The following is a 21276-nucleotide window of genomic DNA, read 5'->3' as shown; positions in this document are numbered from 1 at the left end:
TTTAGATTTTTGTCTTTTTTTTTGTTAGGATTATTGCTCATCAATCCGGAAATAGAAGTTACCAGCTATAGTCTCGAAAAACCGAAATTGGTTTTTGCTGTCGACAATTCAGAATCCATAAAACACTTATCAGATCCATCCGAAATCAACTCATTTGTTGAGCAACTAAGACAGGATAAAGAATTAAATGAGAGTTACGATATGGATTTTATCAAATTCGGTTCGGATTTGAAGCCTCTTTCCGACACCTTGTCTTTTAATGAAACCTCCACAAATATTTCTAAAGCCATAACTTACGCTAATACTTTAGAAAAACCTGAAACCACATTTGCTTTGATAACTGATGGAAATCAGACTTTAGGCGAAGATTATAATTTCAAATCGTTCAACTCTAAACTTTCTTCAAATATTCTGGTTGTCGGAGATACAACTTCTTTTAAGGACACTAAAATTGACCTGGTGAATGTCAATAATTACGCCTATTTAAAAAATAAATTTCCAGTAGAAGTTTTCGTTAGCCAAAATTCTTCTGAATCGACTAATCAAACTTTGAAAGTAAGTCAGGATGGTAAAATTATAAAAGAAAAAACACTAGAAATCCCTTCAAAAGGCTCAGTAAGAACTGAATTTCTTCTTAGTGCTGATGCTGTTGGGATAAAGGTTTTGAAAGTGGAGTTAGAACCGCTTTCAGAAGAAAAAAACAAAAGCAATAATCATAAAAAAGCAGCTTTAGAGGTCATAGATTCTAGATCCAAAATACTCTTGCTTTCAGATCTGCTGCATCCGGATATCGGATTTTTTAACAGAGTTTTGGAAACCAGTAAAGCTTTAGAATTTGATTATAAATCCACAGATGAAATTGATGAGATTTCAGAGTATGATTTAGTTATTTTTTATCAGCCTCAGGCTTCATCTCTGAATTTAATTAATCAAGCTAAGGACAATTCAATAAATCATTTCATCATTGGTGGTTCCCATACAGACTACAGCGTGCTGAACAGCTTAAATCTTGGTTTTCAAAAAGAACTGATTTTGTCAACAGAAGCCTATACTCCCATATTAAACCCCGATTTTAGTTTATTTCTCGTCAATAATCTGAATTTTAATTCCTATCCACCACTTAAAGATAAGTTTGGTGATGTGCAGCTAAATCAAAACTATTCAGTCTTATTAAAAAAACAGCTCAACGGAATTGAGATAGAATCTCCTTTATGGATTTTTAATATTGACAAGACCGCCAAGCAGTCCATTTTATTTGGTGAAAATATATGGAGATGGAGAGCAAAATATTTTGTTGAAAACTCCTCGTTTACCAAGTTTGATCAAACTTTTCAAAAAATTATTCAGTTTTTAGCTCAGTCAAAATCAAAAAATACAATCAGAGTTAATGTGAAACCCATCATAAATTCGGGAGAAAACCAATTTTTGAAAGTTAAGTATTACAATGAAAACTTTGAAAGTGATACGCGATTTGACTTTGACATAAAACTAGAAAACAGTGAAACTGGTGAAGTTAAAGCTCTCAGATTACTTAAAGGGGAGGAGGATTATATGTTTGATCTGTCAAAATTGGAGCCAGGAAACTATTCGTATAAAATTCAAAGTCCGGAACTAAAATTAACAAAAGAAGGAAGTTTTCAGGTTTTAAAGTATTCAAGTGAAATGCAGCTGGAGAATGCTGATATACAAAGCCTTAGAAAACTGGTTTCTGCTGAAAAGTTATTTACCTTTTCCAACCGATCAAAATTGATTTCAACTCTAAAAGCACAGAAGCCTAAACCAATTCAAAAATCTATTATAAAATCACAGAGTTTAATTGATTTTGAATGGCTTATCCTTTTATTAGCCTTAACTTTGAGTTTAGAATGGTTCTTTAGAAAATATAAAGGCCTAATTTAAATTTTATTATCATGGAAAGATTACCTAAAGCGATAGTACCAATTATAATAGTTGTTGTTATCGCCATCATTTTTATTGCCAACTCTACTGTAAATATCAACTCGGGTGAAGCTGGAGTTTTATTTAAACGTTTTGGTGGAGGTGTTGTTACCGATGAAGCACCTATGAAAGAAGGCTTTCATATTGTAGCCCCCTGGAATACTGTTTTTGTTTACTCTGTAAGACAGCAAACCATAGATGAGTCTATGCAAGTCTTATCTTCAAACGGACTGGATATTAAACTGGATGCTACCATCTGGTTTGAACCAACTTATGACCAGCTAGGCTTATTACACAAGGAAAGAGGAGAAGATTATGTCTCCAGGTTGATTCAGCCTGCAGTAAGATCTGCTACAAGAACTGTTGTTGGGCGTTACAAGCCTGAAGAACTATATGCACAAAAAAGAGAGTCCATTCAAAATGAAATGTATGATGAAACTCAACAGTTGTTGAAAAATCAGTACGTTCAAGTGAACAGGATTCTTGTCAGAGATGTTTCATTGCCGCCTACAATTAAGCAGGCCATTGAAAGAAAACTGAAACAGGAGCAGGAATCTTTAGAATACGAATTCCGCCTGGAAAAAGCGACCAAAGAGAAACGTCGTCAGGAGATTGAAGCTGAAGGTAAAGCCAGGGCTAATGAAATTTTAGATGCCTCTCTTACGGATATGATTTTAAGAGAAAAAGGAATTCAAGCCACTATTGAATTATCAAAATCTGAAAATGCAAAAGTTATTGTGATAGGTTCCGGAGATGAGGGAATGCCCATCATCTTAGGCAACAATTAATTTTCTCTTAAAAGCTTAAAAGCATTTTAAGAATTCAATAATTAGTTTAAATTTGCACTGCAATGAAGTTACATACTCTACATCATTATTTACCTAGCTCGCTCAAAGCGGTTGGAATGTAATATGTAGAATTTAGAACATATACAATACCCGTTTGAGCCAAAAGCTTTAACGGGTTTTTTATTTTAAAAATTTGAAGAATTTAACATGGAAAAATTAAGAATTGCAATTCAAAAATCTGGTCGACTTAATGAGGAATCATTAAAGATTTTAAAAGACTGCGGGATTTCTATCAATAACGGGAGAGATCAATTGAAAGTAGATGCTTCCAATTTTCCGCTTGAAATCTACTACTTGCGAAACGGAGATATACCTCAGTATTTAAGAGATGGTATTGCAGACCTGGCTATAGTAGGTGAGAATCTGCTCCAAGAGAAAGGGGAGGACCTGATCATTCAGAAAAGGCTGGGATTTTCAAAATGCAAAGTCTCTCTTGCCATTCCAAAGCAATCTGATATGAAAAGCGTTAAAGACCTTGAAGGCAAGCAAATCGCTACCTCATATCCCAACACGCTTCAGAAGTATCTGGACAAACACAGCGTTAAGGCAAACATTCATTTGATTACAGGTTCTGTAGAGATTGCTCCAAATATCGGTTTGGCAGATGCTATTTGTGATATCGTATCCAGTGGGAGTACCCTTTTCAAAAACAATCTAAAAGAGTCTGATGTTATTTTAAATAGTGAAGCTGTTTTGGCGAGTTCACCAAGCTTAACTGCTGAAAAGCAACAGATTTTAGACAAACTCCTGTTTAGAATTGATGCGGTTTTGAGAGCCGAAAATTCGAAATATGTGCTTCTGAATGCGCCTAATGACAAACTTGATGAAATTATCAAAATTTTACCAGGGATGAAGAGTCCAACGGTGATGCCTCTGGCAGAGACCAACTGGAGTTCTGTGCACACGGTTCTTCAGCAGGAAAAATTCTGGGAAATAATAGATGAGCTGAAGTCAGCAGGAGCTGAGAGTATTCTTGTCAGTCCAATTGAAAAAATGATTTTATGATGAAAACTATACAATTTCCGAAGAAGGAGGACTGGGGTGAACTACTGAAAAGACCTACCCGAACCTTTAAAGACATCGAAACCACTGTAGATGATATTTTCAAAAACATTCAGCAGGGTGGAGATCAGGCTGTCCTCAAGTACACCAGTATGTTTGATGGTGTAGATTTAAAAAGCTTTGAAGTTAGCGCTGAAGAAATCGACCAGGCACAAAGCCAGGTTTCTGATCCCTTAAAGTCGGCGATTCAACTCGCTAAATCGAATATTCATAAATTTCATGAAGCTCAGAAAACAGAGCCTGTGAAAGTGGAAACGCAGCCGGGAGTGACCTGCTGGCAAGCCAAAAAACCCATTCAAAAAGTAGGCTTATATATCCCGGGAGGAACGGCACCTTTATTTTCCACCATTCTTATGCTGGCTGTTCCTGCCAAAATCGCGGGTTGTAGCGAAATTGTATTGTGTACTCCACCAGACAAACTTGGTAAAATCAATCCTGTAACTCTATATACAGCTCAGCTTTGTGGAATCGATAAAGTATTTAAAGTCGGCGGTATACAGGCCATTGGTGCGATGACTTTTGGAACAGAAACCATTCCCAAGGTATATAAAATCTTCGGACCGGGGAACCAGTATGTGACCGTGGCGAAACAAGTGGCTACTACTTTTGACGTTGCTATTGACATGCCCGCCGGACCATCAGAACTCTTGGTCGTTGCCGATGAAACCGCAAATCCGGAATTTGTAGCTTCAGATCTTTTGAGTCAGGCAGAACACGGTTTTGATTCTCAGGTCGTTTTAGTCTCTACTGATGAACCTATGATTGACAAAGTAAAAGTTGCCATTGAAAATCAATTGAAAGAGCTTCCCAGAAAGGAAATGGCTGCCAAAGCTATTGAAAATTCAAAATTTGTTTTGGTAAAAGATCAGTCTTCAGCTTTGGAATTAATTGATTTTTATGGACCAGAACATTTTATCATTTCTACAAAAAACGATGATTATTACGTAGAAAATATCAATAATGCCGGTTCTGTGTTTATAGGGAAGTATACACCGGAAAGCGCCGGAGATTACGCTTCGGGTACTAACCATACTTTGCCTACTAATGGGTACGCAAAGCAATATAGCGGGGTGAATCTGGATAGTTTCAACAAAGCGATTACCTATCAAAAAATAACAGAAGAAGGAATTAGGAATATAGGTGAAGCGGTTGAACTGATGGCAGAAGCCGAAGGTTTACAGGCTCACAAAAACGCGATGACCTTGCGAAGAAATGAGGTTGAGAATAAATAATACAAGACTATGATTTTAGATAACCTGATAAGAGAAAATGTGAAGAATATGTCGGCCTATTCTTCTGCCCGGGACGAATTTAACGCTGATGAAAATAATTATCTGTTTTTGGATGCCAATGAAAATCCTTTCAATACAGATTATAACAGATACCCCGATCCTTATCAACATCAGCTTAAAACCGCAATTTCTGACATAAAACAAATTCCAAAGGAGAATATTATCCTAGGGAATGGGAGTGATGAAGTTTTGGATCTAATTTTTAGAGCTTTTTGTGAGCCGAAAGAGGACGAAGTTATTATTATGCCACCAACATATGGGATGTATGAAGTTCTGGCTAATCTAAATGCAATCAAAACAGTTTCAGTACCTCTGCAAAAAGGCTTTCAAATCGATGTGGATTCTGTTCTTTCTTCAATAACTGAACAGACTAAATTGATTTTTATTTGTTCGCCCAACAATCCTTCCGGGAATCTACTTCAGATCAACGATGTCAAAACTATTCTTGGTAAATTCTCAGGTTTGGTCGTAATCGATGAAGCCTATATTGATTTTGCTGCGAATAGCTCTTTTATTTCAGAATTGAACAACTATCCCAATTTGATTATTACGCAGACGTTTTCTAAAGCCCTTGCCCATGCTGGTATACGCGTAGGAATGTGCTTCGCCAGCGAACGCATCATCTCCGTACTCAATAAAATAAAGCCCCCTTACAATATCAATCAGTTAAGTCAAAGTAAGGCCCTGGAGGTTATTCAAAACTTTGAAACTTACTTGTTGCAGATAGAAATTGTGAAATCTGAACGAGAACTGCTTTCTAAAGCCTTTGAAGCCATAAGCTGGATTCAACATATTTATCCCTCAGAATCTAACTTTTTGCTTTGTAAAGTTGATGATGCCAATTACAGGTACAAACAACTATTAGAGCAAAAAATAGTAGTCAGGAATCGAACAAATCAGCATCTTTGTGAAAATTGTTTGAGATTCACAATTGGAACGCCAGAGCAGAATCAAACCTTGATCAAGGTTTTAAAACAGCTGGATTCGTAGTGTTCAAGTTCACATGAGGGCATTAAAAACAATAAAAATTACACATGAAAAAGGTTTTATTTATAGACAGAGATGGAACGCTTATCAAAGAACCGGCCGATGAGCAAATCGACAGCTTTGAAAAGTTAGATTTTTACCCGGAGGTATTTACTTATATGAGTAAAATCGCTGCTGAACTGGATTATGAACTGGTAATGATTACCAATCAGGATGGCCTGGGGACTGATGTCTATCCCGAAAACACCTTCTGGCCGGTTCAAAACTTTATCATGCACACCTTTGAGAATGAAGGAGTTCACTTTGAAGATGTGTATATTGATAAAACCTTTCCTGAAGATAATGCGCCTACACGAAAGCCTAAAACGGGACTGCTGACCAAGTATTTCGAATCTAACTATGATCTTAAAAATTCATTTGTCATAGGCGATCGAATGACCGACGTAGAATTGGCTAAAAACCTTGGGGCTAAAGGTATTTTTATCGATAACAAAACCAATTTAGGCGAAGGAGAAACCGAAAATTCTCAATCTGAACTGGAATCTTATATCGCTTTAAGAACCGATTCCTGGAAGGCTATCTATAGTTTTTTGAAACTGGAAACCAGGACAGCAAGCCTAAAGCGAACCACCAAAGAAACCGATATAAAGGTCAGAATTAATCTGGATGGTACTGGTAAAAGTGATATTTCTACCGGAATTCATTTTTTTGATCATATGATAGATCAAATCGCCAGACACGGGCATATAGATATTAAACTCATCGCCAAAGGTGATCTTGAAGTGGATGAACATCACACGATAGAAGACGTCGCTATTGTTTTGGGTGAAGTTTTTGCCAAAGCTATAGGCAACAAACTCGGCATTGAGCGCTACGGATTTTGCTTGCCGATGGACGACAGCTTAGCCCAGGTGGCTATTGACTTTGGCGGAAGAAGCTGGCTGGTTTGGGATGCTGAATTTAAACGAGAGAAAATCGGTGAAATGCCTACTGAAATGTTTATGCACTTTTTCAAATCCTTCACTGATGGCGCGAAGTGTAATCTAAACATAAAAGCTCAAGGCAATAATGAACATCATAAAATTGAAGCTATTTTCAAAGCATTTGCCAAGTCGATTAAAATGGCAGTTAAGCGCGATGCTGAAAAAATGATTTTACCAAGTACAAAAGGACAACTTTAAATGAAAATAGCCATTATAGATTACGGAGCGGGAAATGTAAAAAGCATTGAATTTGCATTACAGCGTTTAGGGTTCGAATCTGAATTAACCAGTGATGCAAATACGATTAAAGCTGCAGATCGGGTTATATTTCCGGGTGTTGGCGAAGCAAGCAGTGCTATGCATATGCTGCAAAGCACAGGACTGGACAGGCTTATTCCTAGTCTGAAGCAGCCAGTTTTAGGCATTTGCCTTGGTATGCAGCTGATGTGTAACCATTGCGAAGAAGGCGACACGAAAGGTTTAGGCATATTTGATGTGAATGTGGTCAAATTCAATACCGACTTAAAAGTTCCTCAGGTGGGATGGAACACAATTTTTAACTTAAAGTCAGATTTGTTTAAGACCGTTGAGGAAAACTCCTATATGTACCTGGTTCACAGTTATTATGTTCCAATTCACAAAAACAGCATAGCCACTTCAGATTATGGTTTAGATTATAGCGTGGCCCTTCATAAAGATAATTTTTATGGCGTTCAGTTCCATCCTGAAAAGTCTGGAAAAATAGGGGAACAGGTTTTGGAGAATTTTATAGTCAATAGTAATAAGTAAAATGTGCGTAGTACAAGAAATTATAGCATAGAAAAAGCGCTGAAACTTACTGTAAACTAACAACGAATAGCAATAAACGAACAACGAGAAAATGAGAATAATTCCTGCGATAGATATTATAGAGGGCCAGTGTGTGAGACTTTCCAAGGGTGACTACGATACCAAGAAAGTGTATAATGAAAACCCACTGGAAGTCGCCAAGGCTTTTGAGGACAGCGGCATCGAATATTTACATCTTGTGGATCTGGACGGCGCGAAGTCAAAACACATCGTGAATCATAAGATACTTGAAAAGATTGCTACGCATACCAGCTTAAAAATTGATTTTGGGGGTGGATTAAAGTCCGATAAAGATCTTCAAATCGCATTTGAAAGTGGGGCTCAGCAAATAACTGGAGGAAGTATTGCTGTCACCAACAAATCTCTGTTTCTGGATTGGTTGGCCAGATTTGGTTCACATAAAATCATTCTCGGAGCCGACGCTAAAGACGGAAAAATTGCCACTGGAGGCTGGAAAGAATCTTCAGATCTTCAAATAGAAGAGTTTATTAGGGACTTCGTTGATGAAGGTATTGAATACGTCATTTCAACAGATATTTCTAAAGATGGCATGTTAGAAGGACCTTCGGTAGACCTTTATGCATCTATACTTCAAAATAATCCTGATCTCAAACTCATTGCCTCAGGTGGAATTTCAGGTTTACAGGATTTAGAGGATGTTTACGAAATTGGCTGTGAGGGCGTTATCATAGGAAAAGCGATTTATGAAAATAGAATCAGCTTAAAGGAATTGGAAACATTTATTTTAGAACACTAAAAAAAAGACTTTGCTTACAAAAAGAATTATACCCTGTTTGGATATCAAAAATGGCCGTACCGTTAAGGGCGTGAATTTTGTTGAACTTCGGGATGCAGGTGATCCCGTGGAATTAGCCAAAATCTATGCCGACAATTATGCCGATGAATTGGTGTTTTTGGATATTTCTGCGACTGAAGAACGTCGGAAAACCCTGGCAAAATTAGTTGAAGAGATCGCTAAGCATATCAATATTCCTTTTACCGTTGGTGGTGGTATTTCTTCAGTAGAAGATGTAGCTCTGCTTTTGAAGTCCGGGGCCGATAAGGTGTCCATTAATTCTGCGGCAGTGAAAAATCCAAAATTAATTTCAGAAGTGGCGAAGCGTTTTGGATCTCAGTGTGTGGTGGTAGCGATTGATGCTAAGCAGATAGAAGGCAACTGGAAAGTACATCTGGTAGGCGGGAAGCAGCCTACAGACATCGACTTATTTGAATGGGCAAAAGAAGTTCAGGAACTGGGCGCAGGGGAAATCCTGTTTACCTCTATGGATCATGACGGAACCAAAGCCGGCTTTGCCAATGAAGCCCTGGCGAAATTATCAGAGGAACTTCACATTCCGATCATCGCTTCAGGGGGTGCTGGAAATGTAAAACATTTTGAAGATACGTTTAAACTTGGAAAGGCAGATGCAGCACTGGCTGCAAGTGTTTTTCACTTTAAGGAAATCGAAATTTCAGACTTAAAAAACGAATTGAAGTCTAACGGAATTTCAATCAGAATATAATAGTATGAATTTCTATATTTATTATAGGTATGTATTCATTTCAACCTTTAGGAAATTTGGGATTTAATTTAATGTTAAGTGACGATTATATATGTTTTAGCATCGAGCGAAGTCGAGATGTGGATGGTTCTCGACTCCGCCTGCCTGCGTTCCGCTTAGGAAGGCAGGCTCGAACTTGAAACAAGAACTTGATTATCAAAAATTTACATAAAAACTTCAGTGGTAGCGCAGTCGATAAATAATAAATCCTAGAAATTAAAATTATGACCATAGATTTCAATAAAAACAAAGACAATTTAGTTCCGGCAATTATTCAGGATGCGGTGACGAAAAATGTTCTCATGCTAGGCTATATGAATGAAGAAGCCTATAAAAAAACAGTGGATACAAAGCTGGTCACTTTTTACAGCCGCAGCAAAAACAGACTGTGGACTAAAGGAGAAGAAAGCGGAAATACATTAGACCTTGTTGATATCCAGGTGGATTGTGATAATGATACCTTGCTCGTTCAGGCTCATCCCAACGGACCTACCTGTCACACCGGAACAGATACCTGCTGGAAAGAAGATAATGAAACGACGTTTGGATTTTTAACCCACCTGGAAAACACGATCCAGCAACGCAAAGCGGAAGGAAAACCAGACGAAAGTTATGTGGCCAGTCTTTTTGAAAAGGGCATCAACAAAATTGCTCAAAAAGTAGGGGAAGAGGCTGTAGAGGTAGTCATCGAAGCAAAAGATGACAACGATGATTTATTTTTGAATGAGAGCGCAGATTTGTTGTTTCACTACTTAATTTTACTTCAGCAGAAAGGCTTCAAACTTAAAGATGTAGAAGATGTTTTAAAGTTTAGAATTAAGAAATAGAAAAAGTCTGCCTGTATGCAGTATAAACGTTTTTATTACCTTATTCAGCTTCAGTATTTAGGGTTTCGCTACCATGGATGGCAAAAACAGCCGGATGTGCTCACCGTAGAGCATATGCTCAGTAAGACCTTGAATTATATCCTGGAAGGTAAACGTTTCAAGGTTATTGCAGCTGGCAGAACCGATGCCATGGTTTCTGTGAACCAAACTTATGCCGAGCTATTTATCTATGAAGACGAGCTGGATTTGGACACTTTTCTGGACCTCTTCAATAAAAATCTCCCCCAGGACATCAAATGCCTTTCCATTGAAGAGACTACAGCCGATTTTAATATTATTCAGCATCCTAAAGTCAAAGAATACCTTTATTTCTTTTGTACACAGGAGAAAATGCATCCGTTTTGCGCCCCCTTTATGGTGAATCTTCAGGAAGACCTGGACATTGAGCTCATGAAACAAGGGGCCGCTTTATTTGAAGGAGAGCATGACTTTTATTCTTTTGCGTTTCGTCCTAATCCTGAGACTCAAACCGAAGGAAAAATTGATGTTTGCGAGCTCAGTGAGAATTCAATTTATACCGCTAATTTTTTCCCGGAGTTAAGCTATGTTTTAAAGGTAGTGGGAGAAGGCTTTAAACGCCAGCAAATTCGACTGATGATGGGAGCTTTAATCGATCTTGGCCGACATAAATATGATCTTGAAGAACTCAGAACAATAATCGATGGCCGAAATAAAATCAAACTTGAACACATAGCTCAGGCTTCGGGCTTAATTTTGAATAGGGTGGATTTAACCTCTTAAAACCAATTTTTTCTTTTGAAGAAGTAGATTAAGGCTAAAGTCATTACTAGCATAACGCCCCACACGATAAAATACGCGGGTCTATAACCCAGTTCAGGCATAAATTCGAAATTCATCCCGTAAACACCGGCAATAAAGGTGAGAGGTATGAAAATGGATGACATGATGGTAAGTACTTTCATCACCTGATTCATTTTGTTACTTAAGCTACTCATATACATATCCATCAATCCCCAGACAATCTCCCTGTATATATCAACGTTTTCGGTAACCTGCAAAATGTGATCGTATAAATCGGCTAAATAGGCTTTTGTGGACTGATCATAAAGTTCGTGTTTTGAAATCTGTAACTTTCTTATAAGTTCTTTGGCAGGAAAAATGGCTTTACGGACACTTAGAATTTCGCGTTTCAACAATTGAATTTCTGAGGTAGAGGCATTATGCGCGTCCTTGAGAATCCTGTCTTCAAGATTCTCGGTTTTTTCCTCAATGGTTTCAGTCACATTATAGTAATTATCTACCACCGCATCAATAAGCGCGTAAAATAGATAATCTGTACCTCGCATGCGAATTCTTCCCACTTTGTTGTGAATTCGATCCCGAATGGAATTGAAAATGCTATCCTGTGACTGTTGAAATGAAATGATATACGATTTATTGAATACAATCCCGAAGTGATTTTTAATCAATAAGCCCGCATCATTATGAAAAATCATTTTGAGGGCAAAGAATACGTAATCCTCAAATTCATCGAGTTTTGGTCTTTGTTTGGTGTTGGCAATGTCCTCTAAAACAAGGGGATGTATCTGCAGTAAGTTTCCAAGGTCGGCCAGTTTTTTAACATCATGAACCCCTATAAAATTTATCCAGTGTTGGAATTCTTTTTCATGAGTGACCAGATCAAGTACTTTTTCAAGAGAACAATTGTTATGGTACACCACTTTTTCTTCGTTATAACTGATGACGTTGATGACCGTTTCTTCCGAAGTCTCTTCACCAACATACGTGATTTTTCCAGGTATTTGGTTCTGAATGGGTTTACGCTTCAGCTTTAAAGCTTTAGGATAGTGTAATTGTTTTAAGGTATTATGCACTTTGTTTTTCAAAATAGTGAAGTTGAGATTGTAAACGTTCTTTGGTCAGATTGATAATTCTTTTATTGACTTCTGAAGAATTTTCGTGATAAAATTCGTACTCAGCAATAGTGAAATGTCCCATAAAAACCCCTCTTATCAGGTTTTTGAACTTTGAATCTTTCTTTACGGTATTTTCTATATAGTTCAGTTTTTCTTCCCGCCCGAGTTTATAAAATACATTTTTATACCTCGCGATATAATTTTCAAACAGCGATAGAATCAGATCATTTTGAAATTTGGCAATGGGTCTCAAAGTTAAATTTTGAAAAGATTCTAAACCGAGTGTAGATTGGTCAACTTTAGCATTTGGCACTTCTAAGCGAATATATAGAAGCTGCTCATCTCTTGGAGTCATAGAAATTATTTTTACTAAAATAAGAAAATCTTTCCCGGAATTCTACGAATCAATTATATAAACATATTTTTAGGCTTGATTGATATATACGCATAAAAAAGCCATCCAAATTTTTTTCGCAAAAAGACTAATTCGGTAATTAGCTTTGAAATAATAAGGATAGCTTTTTTAATACTGAAGTTGGCTTGCTATGCTTTTTTTACTCGATGCTTACATCGAAAGTGGTTTCTATATCAGTTTCCCCACCAACTGAATCAGATAATATACCTTCGCTGGCGCCGGCAGCGAATTTATTTCCATCATGAATAAGGATAAAGGTTAAAATCCCGCTGCTTGCATTTCTGGTTTCCAGCATAAATTCAATTCCAATGGGATTCCCATCAACATCGTTATCCAGATAGGTAGTGGTTAAGTCCAATGAAGTAGAAGGAAGATAAAAGACCTGATGTTCATCACCTTCTTCTCTTACTTCTACTGTAATATCCTCTGCTGGGTCTTCAAGCTTATTCAAAAATTCAACCCGACCGGTATATGTAGTATTAGCAGATAGGGGGGTAGTGGTTTTTTCAGGATTGAGCCCGTCTGCATCGAGGTCATTGTATGAAAATGCTAGTATTTCAGTTCCTCCTTCAGGAGTTAAATACACATTTAAGGTCGTGATTACTTCTTCCTGATTGATTAGTTCTGGTGCATCATCATCATTGGAACACGCACTAAAGGTTAATAAAGCAATAAAGCTTAAACTTAATAATTTGATAGTTTTCATAGTTTTTTCGATTTAATAGTTGAATTTTAATTGTAACATAGCATTGGTGCCAACTTCATCGGCATAAAATCTTAATCTATTGAGGTAGTCTCTGTAACTTGTATTTAAAACATTATTTATAATGATATCTATACTTAATTTGTTTGAATTTAAATCGAATTGTACTCCACTTCTAAAGTTTAAAAGATGATACGCCTCTGGTGGAGTACTTATGTCTACCAAAACCTCCTCAAAATTTCCTGTGGTGGTGTTTACGATATCTGTGGTGAAATTATTATCGGGAAACAGATGTTGCTCAGCTACAAATTTGCTGTTGACAGATAAATAAAAATTATTCCATTCTGCTTTTCTGTAGGTAAGTGTATTCGATAAATTTAAAGGAGGCATATTGATAAGTGCTGTATCTCTATCTATATCGGTTCCGTTGACATACGCAAAATTGGATAGCCAATCGAAATTTCGGTAAGTATAACTGGCACTCACATCTATACCGAATAATCTGGCATCGGTTTGTCTATAGGCATAAACAGGAAATGATCCTCTTATCGTCGTTTCAATTCCCTCAGGTTCGAGGATAATAAAGTCATCGATGTAATTATAATAGGGTTGAAGGCTAAAACCGAAATTGTCTATTTCCCCTTGCAACTCTATACCCACTTTTAAGGACTGTTCAGAACCAAGCCGGAGATCTCCAAGTTCTATCGTTGCCAGACTATGATGCAGACCCTCACTAAATAATTCAGAAGGATTTGGAGCTCTGCTGGCTGAACTCAGGTTTGAAATTAATTTCCAGTCGTTTTCAAAAATATGGGTAGCTCCAACTGTTCCAGAAATATTATGATAATCGAAAATTGGATTTGTAAGAATTTGATTGCCAAATTCTTCTACCTCAAACTGTGGGTATAGTTGATTATAGTTAAGATTACGCCATCTAGATAACGCATAAAACTTATCGGCATTTATCTTGCTGAAATCATACCTGATTCCTGCATCAATCTTCCAGTTTTCATTGAGCTCAAATATAGACGTTGCAAATATGCCTGCCGAATACATATCATAATCTGGAATCAGGCGCTTTACGCCTGTACTGGGGTCACTAAAATTCGTTTGAGCATTTAATTCTATTCCAAATTCTGTATTAAAATCCCGTATTTGAGTCCATTCTAGCTGAGCAAGTAAAGTATGGGTTTTTAGATTCATATCCATAGCAGCTATGTTGCTTCGGCCACCACGTCTTACATCAAATTCTAATCTATCATTATTTTGGAAGGAATATTGTAAACTGGCTTCACCGATGTTTTTGAGTTTTTTAAACGTATTGAGTTTGAAGATTTGATGCGTTACCTCTTGTTTTGGATTATCGATAGAGTAAGAAAAATCTTCGATATAAAATGGTTCTTGTCTGTTAATTGAATTGACTAAATCCCTGGCATTTCCAATATGAGCAGCCCTAAGAATACCGATTTCAGAATTGGTTAATTTATAACTGAAATCAATGCCGTAATCAATTTTATTAAGTCCCAGGCCTAAGCTTAGGTTGTTTTCTCTTTGTCCGGTATTTGTCAATTGATAATCTGGAGCTTTTAAGTCCCCGAGTCTTTTAAGACTGCCCTGAATTCTGTAATTAAATCCACTGAGGTTGGATTTAATCAAGCTTGAAGAGAGTGTTCCACCTCGACCATTGGAAGCGCCAGTTAAAATGGTTTTACCCATCAAGGTATCCTTTATTGGAGCTTTTCGAGGTTCTACTACGATAACACCAGCTATGGCGTCACCCCCATATTTTAGAGCTGAGGCGCCTTTAATCACCATTACGTTCGCAGCAGAATTAATATCTACATTGGGTGCATGATCTTCTCCCCATTGCTGGTCATGTAGTCGTACATTATCGTTGATAATCAATACTCTGGAACTATGCAGTCCCTGTATAATTGGTTTTACAATGGAACTGCCTGTGTTGAGAGTTGAAACTCCACTTATACTTTCCAGGGCTTCTCCAAGGGAGGTACTACTGAACCTTTCGAGTTCTTCAGTTTTTATTTGATTGGAAATCGACGAGTTAAGATTAGTATTGTAAAGTTTACCTTTAAGTAAAACCTCATTGAGTTCTTCCAAATGATGTTCTAGCCGGAAGTTGATTTTACGATCTTCTTTAAGTCTAATGGTTTTGGCTTCTGTTTTGCAATAAGGATGTGTCACTTTCAGAGTGAGTTCACCCTTGCAAAGGTCATTAAATTCATAATATCCGTTTTCATTACTGTAGGATACCGTATTTGTTCCTCCAATAGAAATTACAGCACCCTGAAGCGGTGTGTTATCATGAATATCGATTATTTGACCTGAAATTGAAAAATCGCAATCCTGGGCAAAAATATATGGACTTACAAATAAGATAAAAAACAAAAGACTAAACTTTTGAAACATAGAATATGATTTAAACTAGAAATAAATGAAGTACGTAACCTACTTTAGACTAGTTTAAAAGGAGGGGGTTTATTAAAGTATTTACCAGACCTGGGACTTACTATGGGGGAAGTTAAATCAAATGAAACAGAAGATTCAAGTTTAATTTCAAATATGAGAAAGGAAAATTCTTGAAGATGTGTTGTGATGAACGTGACATCTTTTTGGGTGTTCAAAACGTATTCATCGCAGGTATTGCACTGTTCTACTGAAGAAGTATCACTTTCAAACAGATGACTCAGCGCATGAGCATTAACGACACTTGTCGTAAATACCGTAAACATCAGTAAGCTTAATATTTGTTTGAAGTTCAACATCATTTAATTTGTACGAAAGTAATATTTTTTTTCAAAATAGAACTAGTAAAACTTTCATTGAAATAAAAATCCAAGTCCCAGCCTGGAAAGCATTTTCTTTTCAAAATCCCAGAAGAATTTATTTTGACCAAATAAGGATCCTATAACTACCAGTAGAACTTGATAGATTGGGAAAATGAGTAAAAGCCTTAAAAAGTAGTAAAAAAATCCACCAAAAAATTGCTCTGGAAATGCTTCACGGGACAATCCTATAAAATCTAAAACAGGTTTGGCCAAATAAGCCGATAAGGACCCGGTAATAGCGAAAACTATAAAAATGATAACCAATTGAAAGTTGGATTGAATACCCCAGCGTTCTTTTAATTTTTTCATTTGGCAAAAATACAAAAGCTTATCGCAATCTTTGCCTATATTTCTCTTGAAAATAGAGGAAATAATTATAAAGTAAGTAATTGACTTCGTATCCGTAATCGACATCATACTCATAATCTATCTGCATAGGATACAAATCAGGGCCATATTGAGATGGGTTATTAGCTCTGATATTATAATTTGCGACAAAGATTCTATTTCTCTGTTCCAAATAAGTCTGTCCGTAATATCCCCTTGGCCTTTGAGTTACCAGCCAGGCATTAAAACCAGGTTCTAAGATTATAATTTCATATTCCAAGCTATCGTTGGCAATACGTATAGTGTTGTTTTCCAGCTGAGGATCCAAATTATTTGGAACAGACTCTTTTTTTTGTACAGAACAACCAATTATGATCGCCAAAAATAGAGTTGGTAATAAATACTTCATATCTAAATTTTCTACTTTGTAGTCATATCTACAATAAATGAGCCAGGATATTTATCCTGAAGCTTAGCCTTAAAGTTTTCTGCAGACCTTCTATTAGTATATTGACCTAAAATTATAGTGTAAACTTTTATTTTATTCACCGTTTTGACTTGAACCAGAACTTCACTGTTATAACTAATCTTTAAATTATTGGCTAGTCTAAGTAAATTATCACTTTCTTGAAAACTTGCCACTTGAACTCCGTAAAAATCGGGAGTTACTTCATTTATGTTGAGCTCGTAGAATTCTTCAACTTCTGAAACCTCTTTTTCTAGTGATTTAAAATTTTCGGCTTTTCTTTTGCTAACCTGAGCCTCTTGTTCAGACTGCTGTTTTTTGTTATTGTCAACCGGCTTTGCAGTGTATTCTGCCTTATCATTTGAAACCACCGCATCCTTACCTAAGACTTCAATTCTCACTTCTGTAACACCGCTATCTAATATTCCAAGCGATTGTGCTACAGATCTTGATAAATCGATAATTCTTCCTCTTATAAAGGGCCCCCTGTCATTGATCTTGACAATAGCCGTTCTGTAGTTTTCAAGATTTGTCACTTTTACCTTTGTTCCGAAAGGTAGTTTTCTATGGGCTGCTGTAGCTAAAGAATGCCTGTAAACCTCACCGCTTGCTGTTGGTCTTCCTTCAAATTTATCGGCATAAAATGAAGCTTTTCCTGTCTGAGTTTGTGAAAGTCCGGTAAAGCAGGTCATTATAAATAGTCCTAGAAAAAATGTCTTCATGTTATTAAATTCAAAAAAGTTATGATTTGTTGACTAAGCTCTTGCGCAATTCGATGCTGAGTTTCCTGAGTAGCTCCACCAATATGAGGGCTTAATGATAATTTTGGATTCATCAGTAACTGAACAGGAGGTTGGGGCTCTTCTTCAAATACATCTAACGCCCCAAACATTAATGTATTGTTATCAAGTGACTTAACTAGGGCAACTTCATCGACACATTTACCATGAGAAGTATTGATGAGACCTGCAGTAGATTTCATTTTTTGAAGTTCTTTTGCTCCTATCAAGTAATCAGTAGTTTCTGGAATATGAAGACTAACCACATCTGAAGTTGATAAGATCTCATCAAGTGAGGACGATGATACTTCGAATTTTAAGGTTTGCTTATCATAAAAACTTATCTCTAATTCAGTAGATTTTGTGTTTTTATCGTAAAATTTAACTTCCATTCCTAATGAAATAGCCTTTTTGGCGACTTCTTGCCCCACTTTTCCAAAACCGATAATGCCCAAAATTTTATTTTTCACTTCAATTCCTCCAGAAAATGAACGTCTGAGAACATTAAAATTTTGATCTCCTTCCAGCGGCATTTCTCTATTGGAATCTTTTAGGTGTCTCATGCAGCTTAAAAGATGAGCGATGGTGAGTTCTGCAGTGCTATTGGTCCAAGCATGTTCTGCATGGAAAACTTTAATATTGTTTTGGTTTGCGAAATCCAGGTCTATGTGATTTGAGTTTCTATCGCAATTTCCTATCAGTTTTAGAGATGGCATTTCAGAAATAATCGATTTCGATAGAGGAGTGGAACCTTTAACCAAGAGACCTTCTATGTGATTGGTATTGATATAATTGGTCAACTGATTTGAGGCTACGTTTTTAATCACCACTTCATGGCCAGCTTCTTTCAGTAGTTGAATTCCGACATCAGAAAAGCCATCGGTTGCTAATAATTTCATTGTAAGGTGTTTATATGGTTTTTTCAAAATGCTTCATCACGTCGACAAGGACCTCTACGCTTTCAATGGATAAAGCGTTATACATCGATGCTCTGTAACCACCAACACTTCTGTGACCGTTCAGTCCGTTTAAATTAGCTGATTGCCAAAGCTTATCAAATAGGGGAGTTAGTCTTTCGTTTTTTAAGGTAAAGGTTGCATTCATCATTGAACGGTCATCTTTTGCTGTAAAGCCCTCAAAAAGTGAATTTCTATCAATTTCTGAATAGATCAATTCAGATTTTGCACGATTTTTCTTTTCTATTGCCGAAACACCCCCATGACGTGATAACCATTCCAATGTAAGCATAGATACATAGACTGAAAAAACAGGAGGGGTATTGAACATGCTTTCTTTTTTGATGAATAATTCATAATCCATCATAGACGGTATTTTTCGAGAAACCTTGCCCAAAATATCTTCCTTTACGACAACTAATGTGGCTCCGGCAGGTCCCATGTTCTTTTGAGCTCCCGCGTAAATGAGGTCAAATTGAGAATAATCTATTTCTCTGGAGAAGATATCACTACTCATATCACAAATGAGTGGAGTTTCTCCTGTGTTAGGGAAAGCTTTCATTTGAGTTCCGTAAATGGTGTTGTTGCTCGTGCAATGCAAATAATCAAGACCATTTGGTATACTGTAATTTTTTGGAATAAAATTATAATTGCTTTCTTTTGAACTTGCCAAAACCTTTACTTCGCCAAAACGCTCTGCTTCTTTTATAGCATTTGCAGACCAAGTTCCCGTATCAAGATAACCCGCCTTTTTTTCAAGCAGATTATAGGCTGTCATCAAAAACTGCATGCTTGCCCCACCTTGCATAAACAAGGCTTTGTAACCTTTGGCTTGCAAATTCAAATGTTCTAATGCCAAGGATCTTGCCTTTTCCATAACCTCTACAAAAGCTGTACTTCTATGTGAAATCTCTAAGATAGATAGCCCTGAGCCATCAAAATCTATCACAGCTTGCGAGGCCTTTTCAAAGACTTCTAAAGGCAATATGCAAGGTCCTGCACTAAAATTATGAGGTCTATTCATGTTTTATTAATTTGTTTGAATCAAAAACTCAAGGGTGTCAACCCCATCAGCATAATCTGATAGCTTAGGATGTTGCGCTTTACCAAAGTCAACTTCGCCATACTTGTGAGCACCAACGATGCACTGGATATTCTTTTTTTCTTCTTCGAGTCGCTGTTTCAAATGACTTTCATCAGAAAAGGTTTCATAAAAGAGCGTACCTATTGGTGAAGAAAATTGCAGATCTTCCTTTAGCAATAGAAAGCCGTTATCCAGTAGTTTTACAGAACTCATGAGATAGACAGCCTTATTATAGTCATAATTATTGGCGTATTTATGATGATTTATAACGTCTTTATACCGAAACATTGCTTTAAAGAATTTATCAAAATCATAGGCTTCAGGAACAAACAATTTGGACACATTTCGGCATCCTAAGCCGAAATATTTGAAAACATCATCCCCTAAAGCTTCCAGGTCTTCTTTAGATTCTGTTCCGTCCAGAATAGCAGCAGAATTTCTGTTTTTACGAATGATATGAGGTTTGTCTTTAAAGTAATACTCAAAATAACGGGCAGTATTGTTGCTTCCTGTAGCAATAACCGCATCAAACTCCGGCAGTTTCTCCTTTGTAAACTCAATTTTAGATTTAAAACCTGGTTCAATAGCTATAAGTTCTTCAGCCAGGAAAGGGACCAGCAAGCTGTCGTTTGAAGACAATTTACCAATAAAAGTATGACCAGTAATGAGCACACTTAAAAAGTCGTGAAATCCTACCAGGGGAATATTTCCAGCCATCACAACAGCTACTCTTTTTTTTGATAAATTCTCAAAAACGTAAGGATCAAGCCAGTTGTTTAAGTTGGATTTAGTAAGAGCTTGTGCCCAATCTTTTAATGAGCTATGGATTTGATCTTGTGTAAACCAAGCATTTTGTAACTCAGCGCTTCTTAAGATATTAGTCAATTTTTGTGAAAAATTAGAGCTTGAGTTTTTAGATTCTATGTAGTTTTGTAATGAAAATCCAAGTTCTGAGAAGGCTTCTATTCTGGTATCTAAAGTCATATATTTGGCTAACCTTTATAGTGTTCCTATTTTTGAACAAACTTACATAAATATTACTCAAATGGCTATTAAAATAACAGACGAATGTATCAATTGCGGTGCTTGTGAGCCCGAATGTCCGAATACTGCAATATATGAAGGAGCAGATGATTGGAGGTATGCAGATGGCACAGATCTCGAAGGTGATATTGTACTTCCTGATGGTAAAGAAGTGAATGCTGAAGAGGCTCAGGAACCGATAAGTGATGAATTATATTACATAGTTGCAGATAAATGTACCGAGTGTCTAGGCTTTCATGAAGAGCCTCAATGTGCTGCAGTTTGTCCTGTAGATTGTTGTGTTCCCGATGAAGAGCATGAAGAAACTGAAGAAGAACTCCTTGGCAAACAATCTTTCATGCATAAGGACTAGTTTTAAGGCCCTCACTTAA

The 21276-nt window shown here is 36.8% G+C and carries 23 protein-coding genes; 12 read left to right on the top strand and 11 right to left on the bottom strand.

From position 1 onward, the window contains the following. The first annotated feature begins 21 nt into the window (after positions 1-21). From BLP81_RS09790 to BLP81_RS09740, 11 genes are all read left to right on the top strand, one after another. A complete protein-coding gene (locus BLP81_RS09790; protein ID WP_245686448.1) occupies positions 22-1899 on the top strand; it encodes a hypothetical protein in 1878 nt (625 codons plus the stop codon). Between the two features lie 11 nt (positions 1900-1910). Next, entirely contained in the window at positions 1911-2726 is an 816-nt protein-coding gene (locus tag BLP81_RS09785; RefSeq protein ID WP_093368288.1) for a prohibitin family protein, read from the top strand. Between the two features lie 207 nt (positions 2727-2933). After that, positions 2934-3791: an ATP phosphoribosyltransferase gene (gene hisG / locus BLP81_RS09780; RefSeq protein ID WP_093368287.1), complete on the top strand. Its 858-nt coding sequence runs from the start codon at positions 2934-2936 to the stop codon at positions 3789-3791. Further along, the gene (hisD, locus tag BLP81_RS09775; RefSeq protein ID WP_093368286.1) at positions 3791-5080 is read left to right on the top strand and encodes a histidinol dehydrogenase; all 1290 of its coding nucleotides are present in this window, start codon (positions 3791-3793) and stop codon (positions 5078-5080) included. The genes hisG and hisD overlap by 1 nt, the downstream gene beginning before the upstream one ends. 9 nt (positions 5081-5089) lie before the next feature. Beyond that, positions 5090-6130, top strand: coding sequence for a histidinol-phosphate transaminase (gene hisC / locus BLP81_RS09770; RefSeq protein WP_093368285.1), 1041 nt, complete (start codon positions 5090-5092; stop codon positions 6128-6130). Between the two features lie 44 nt (positions 6131-6174). Continuing rightward, positions 6175-7308 carry a bifunctional histidinol-phosphatase/imidazoleglycerol-phosphate dehydratase HisB gene (gene hisB / locus BLP81_RS09765; RefSeq protein ID WP_093368284.1) on the top strand — a complete coding sequence of 378 codons (1134 nt, stop codon included), beginning with the start codon at positions 6175-6177 and terminating at the stop codon, positions 7306-7308. Beyond that, positions 7309-7899, top strand: coding sequence for an imidazole glycerol phosphate synthase subunit HisH (gene hisH, locus BLP81_RS09760; RefSeq protein ID WP_093368283.1), 591 nt, complete (start codon positions 7309-7311; stop codon positions 7897-7899). 91 nt (positions 7900-7990) lie between these two features. Further along, entirely contained in the window at positions 7991-8716 is a 726-nt protein-coding gene (gene hisA / locus BLP81_RS09755; RefSeq protein WP_093368282.1) for a 1-(5-phosphoribosyl)-5-[(5-phosphoribosylamino)methylideneamino]imidazole-4-carboxamide isomerase, read from the top strand. 10 nt (positions 8717-8726) lie between these two features. Then, positions 8727-9482 carry an imidazole glycerol phosphate synthase subunit HisF gene (gene hisF / locus BLP81_RS09750; RefSeq protein WP_093368281.1) on the top strand — a complete coding sequence of 252 codons (756 nt, stop codon included), beginning with the start codon at positions 8727-8729 and terminating at the stop codon, positions 9480-9482. A gap of 263 nt (positions 9483-9745) precedes the next feature. Continuing rightward, positions 9746-10348 (top strand): bifunctional phosphoribosyl-AMP cyclohydrolase/phosphoribosyl-ATP diphosphatase HisIE, encoded by a 603-nt coding sequence (hisIE, locus tag BLP81_RS09745; RefSeq protein ID WP_093368280.1) that lies wholly within the window; start codon positions 9746-9748, stop codon positions 10346-10348. Between the two features lie 15 nt (positions 10349-10363). Next, positions 10364-11149 carry a tRNA pseudouridine synthase A gene (locus tag BLP81_RS09740; RefSeq protein WP_093368279.1) on the top strand — a complete coding sequence of 262 codons (786 nt, stop codon included), beginning with the start codon at positions 10364-10366 and terminating at the stop codon, positions 11147-11149. On the opposite strand, the gene corA is transcribed toward BLP81_RS09740, so the two are convergent. From corA to BLP81_RS09685, 11 genes are all read right to left on the bottom strand, one after another. Further along, positions 11146-12255 (bottom strand): magnesium/cobalt transporter CorA, encoded by a 1110-nt coding sequence (gene corA / locus BLP81_RS09735; RefSeq protein WP_093368278.1) that lies wholly within the window; start codon positions 12253-12255, stop codon positions 11146-11148. The genes BLP81_RS09740 and corA overlap by 4 nt on opposite strands. Then, positions 12236-12640 carry a glyoxalase gene (locus tag BLP81_RS09730; protein WP_093368277.1) on the bottom strand — a complete coding sequence of 135 codons (405 nt, stop codon included), beginning with the start codon at positions 12638-12640 and terminating at the stop codon, positions 12236-12238. The genes corA and BLP81_RS09730 overlap by 20 nt, the downstream gene beginning before the upstream one ends. Before the next feature lie 199 nt (positions 12641-12839). Beyond that, on the bottom strand, positions 12840-13406 hold the full coding sequence (locus BLP81_RS09725; protein WP_093368276.1) for a type 1 periplasmic binding fold superfamily protein: 567 nt from the start codon (positions 13404-13406) through the stop codon (positions 12840-12842). Between the two features lie 12 nt (positions 13407-13418). Continuing rightward, entirely contained in the window at positions 13419-15830 is a 2412-nt protein-coding gene (locus BLP81_RS09720) for a TonB-dependent receptor (RefSeq protein WP_093368275.1), read from the bottom strand. Between the two features lie 44 nt (positions 15831-15874). Then, complete coding sequence (locus BLP81_RS09715; protein WP_143002825.1) at positions 15875-16189, bottom strand: hypothetical protein; 315 nt, start codon at positions 16187-16189, stop codon at positions 15875-15877. Positions 16190-16240: 51 nt separating this feature from the next. Continuing rightward, on the bottom strand, positions 16241-16558 hold the full coding sequence (locus BLP81_RS09710) for a DUF6787 family protein (protein ID WP_093368273.1): 318 nt from the start codon (positions 16556-16558) through the stop codon (positions 16241-16243). 19 nt (positions 16559-16577) lie between these two features. Continuing rightward, positions 16578-16985, bottom strand: a complete 408-nt coding sequence (locus tag BLP81_RS09705) for a DUF6146 family protein (RefSeq protein WP_093368272.1) — start codon at positions 16983-16985, stop codon at positions 16578-16580. An 11-nt stretch (positions 16986-16996) separates the two neighbouring features. Continuing rightward, positions 16997-17764: a septal ring lytic transglycosylase RlpA family protein gene (locus tag BLP81_RS09700; RefSeq protein ID WP_093368271.1), complete on the bottom strand. Its 768-nt coding sequence runs from the start codon at positions 17762-17764 to the stop codon at positions 16997-16999. Beyond that, a complete protein-coding gene (locus BLP81_RS09695) occupies positions 17761-18720 on the bottom strand; it encodes an NAD(P)-dependent oxidoreductase (protein ID WP_093368270.1) in 960 nt (319 codons plus the stop codon). The genes BLP81_RS09700 and BLP81_RS09695 overlap by 4 nt, the downstream gene beginning before the upstream one ends. 10 nt (positions 18721-18730) lie before the next feature. Beyond that, on the bottom strand, positions 18731-19801 hold the full coding sequence (gene serC, locus BLP81_RS09690) for a 3-phosphoserine/phosphohydroxythreonine transaminase (protein WP_093368269.1): 1071 nt from the start codon (positions 19799-19801) through the stop codon (positions 18731-18733). Between the two features lie 6 nt (positions 19802-19807). Next, entirely contained in the window at positions 19808-20845 is a 1038-nt protein-coding gene (locus BLP81_RS09685; RefSeq protein WP_093368268.1) for an acyl-CoA reductase, read from the bottom strand. Positions 20846-20906: 61 nt separating this feature from the next. On the opposite strand from BLP81_RS09685, the gene BLP81_RS09680 reads away from it, so the two are divergent. Continuing rightward, the gene (locus BLP81_RS09680; protein WP_093368267.1) at positions 20907-21257 is read left to right on the top strand and encodes a 4Fe-4S dicluster domain-containing protein; all 351 of its coding nucleotides are present in this window, start codon (positions 20907-20909) and stop codon (positions 21255-21257) included. The last annotated feature ends 19 nt before the right edge of the window (positions 21258-21276 follow it).

The organism is Psychroflexus sediminis (assembly GCF_900099815.1).
Classification (GTDB): domain Bacteria; phylum Bacteroidota; class Bacteroidia; order Flavobacteriales; family Flavobacteriaceae; genus Psychroflexus; species Psychroflexus sediminis.
The sequence above is the reverse complement of the archived record's forward strand: the minus strand, read 5'-3'. Positions and strand labels throughout refer to the sequence as shown.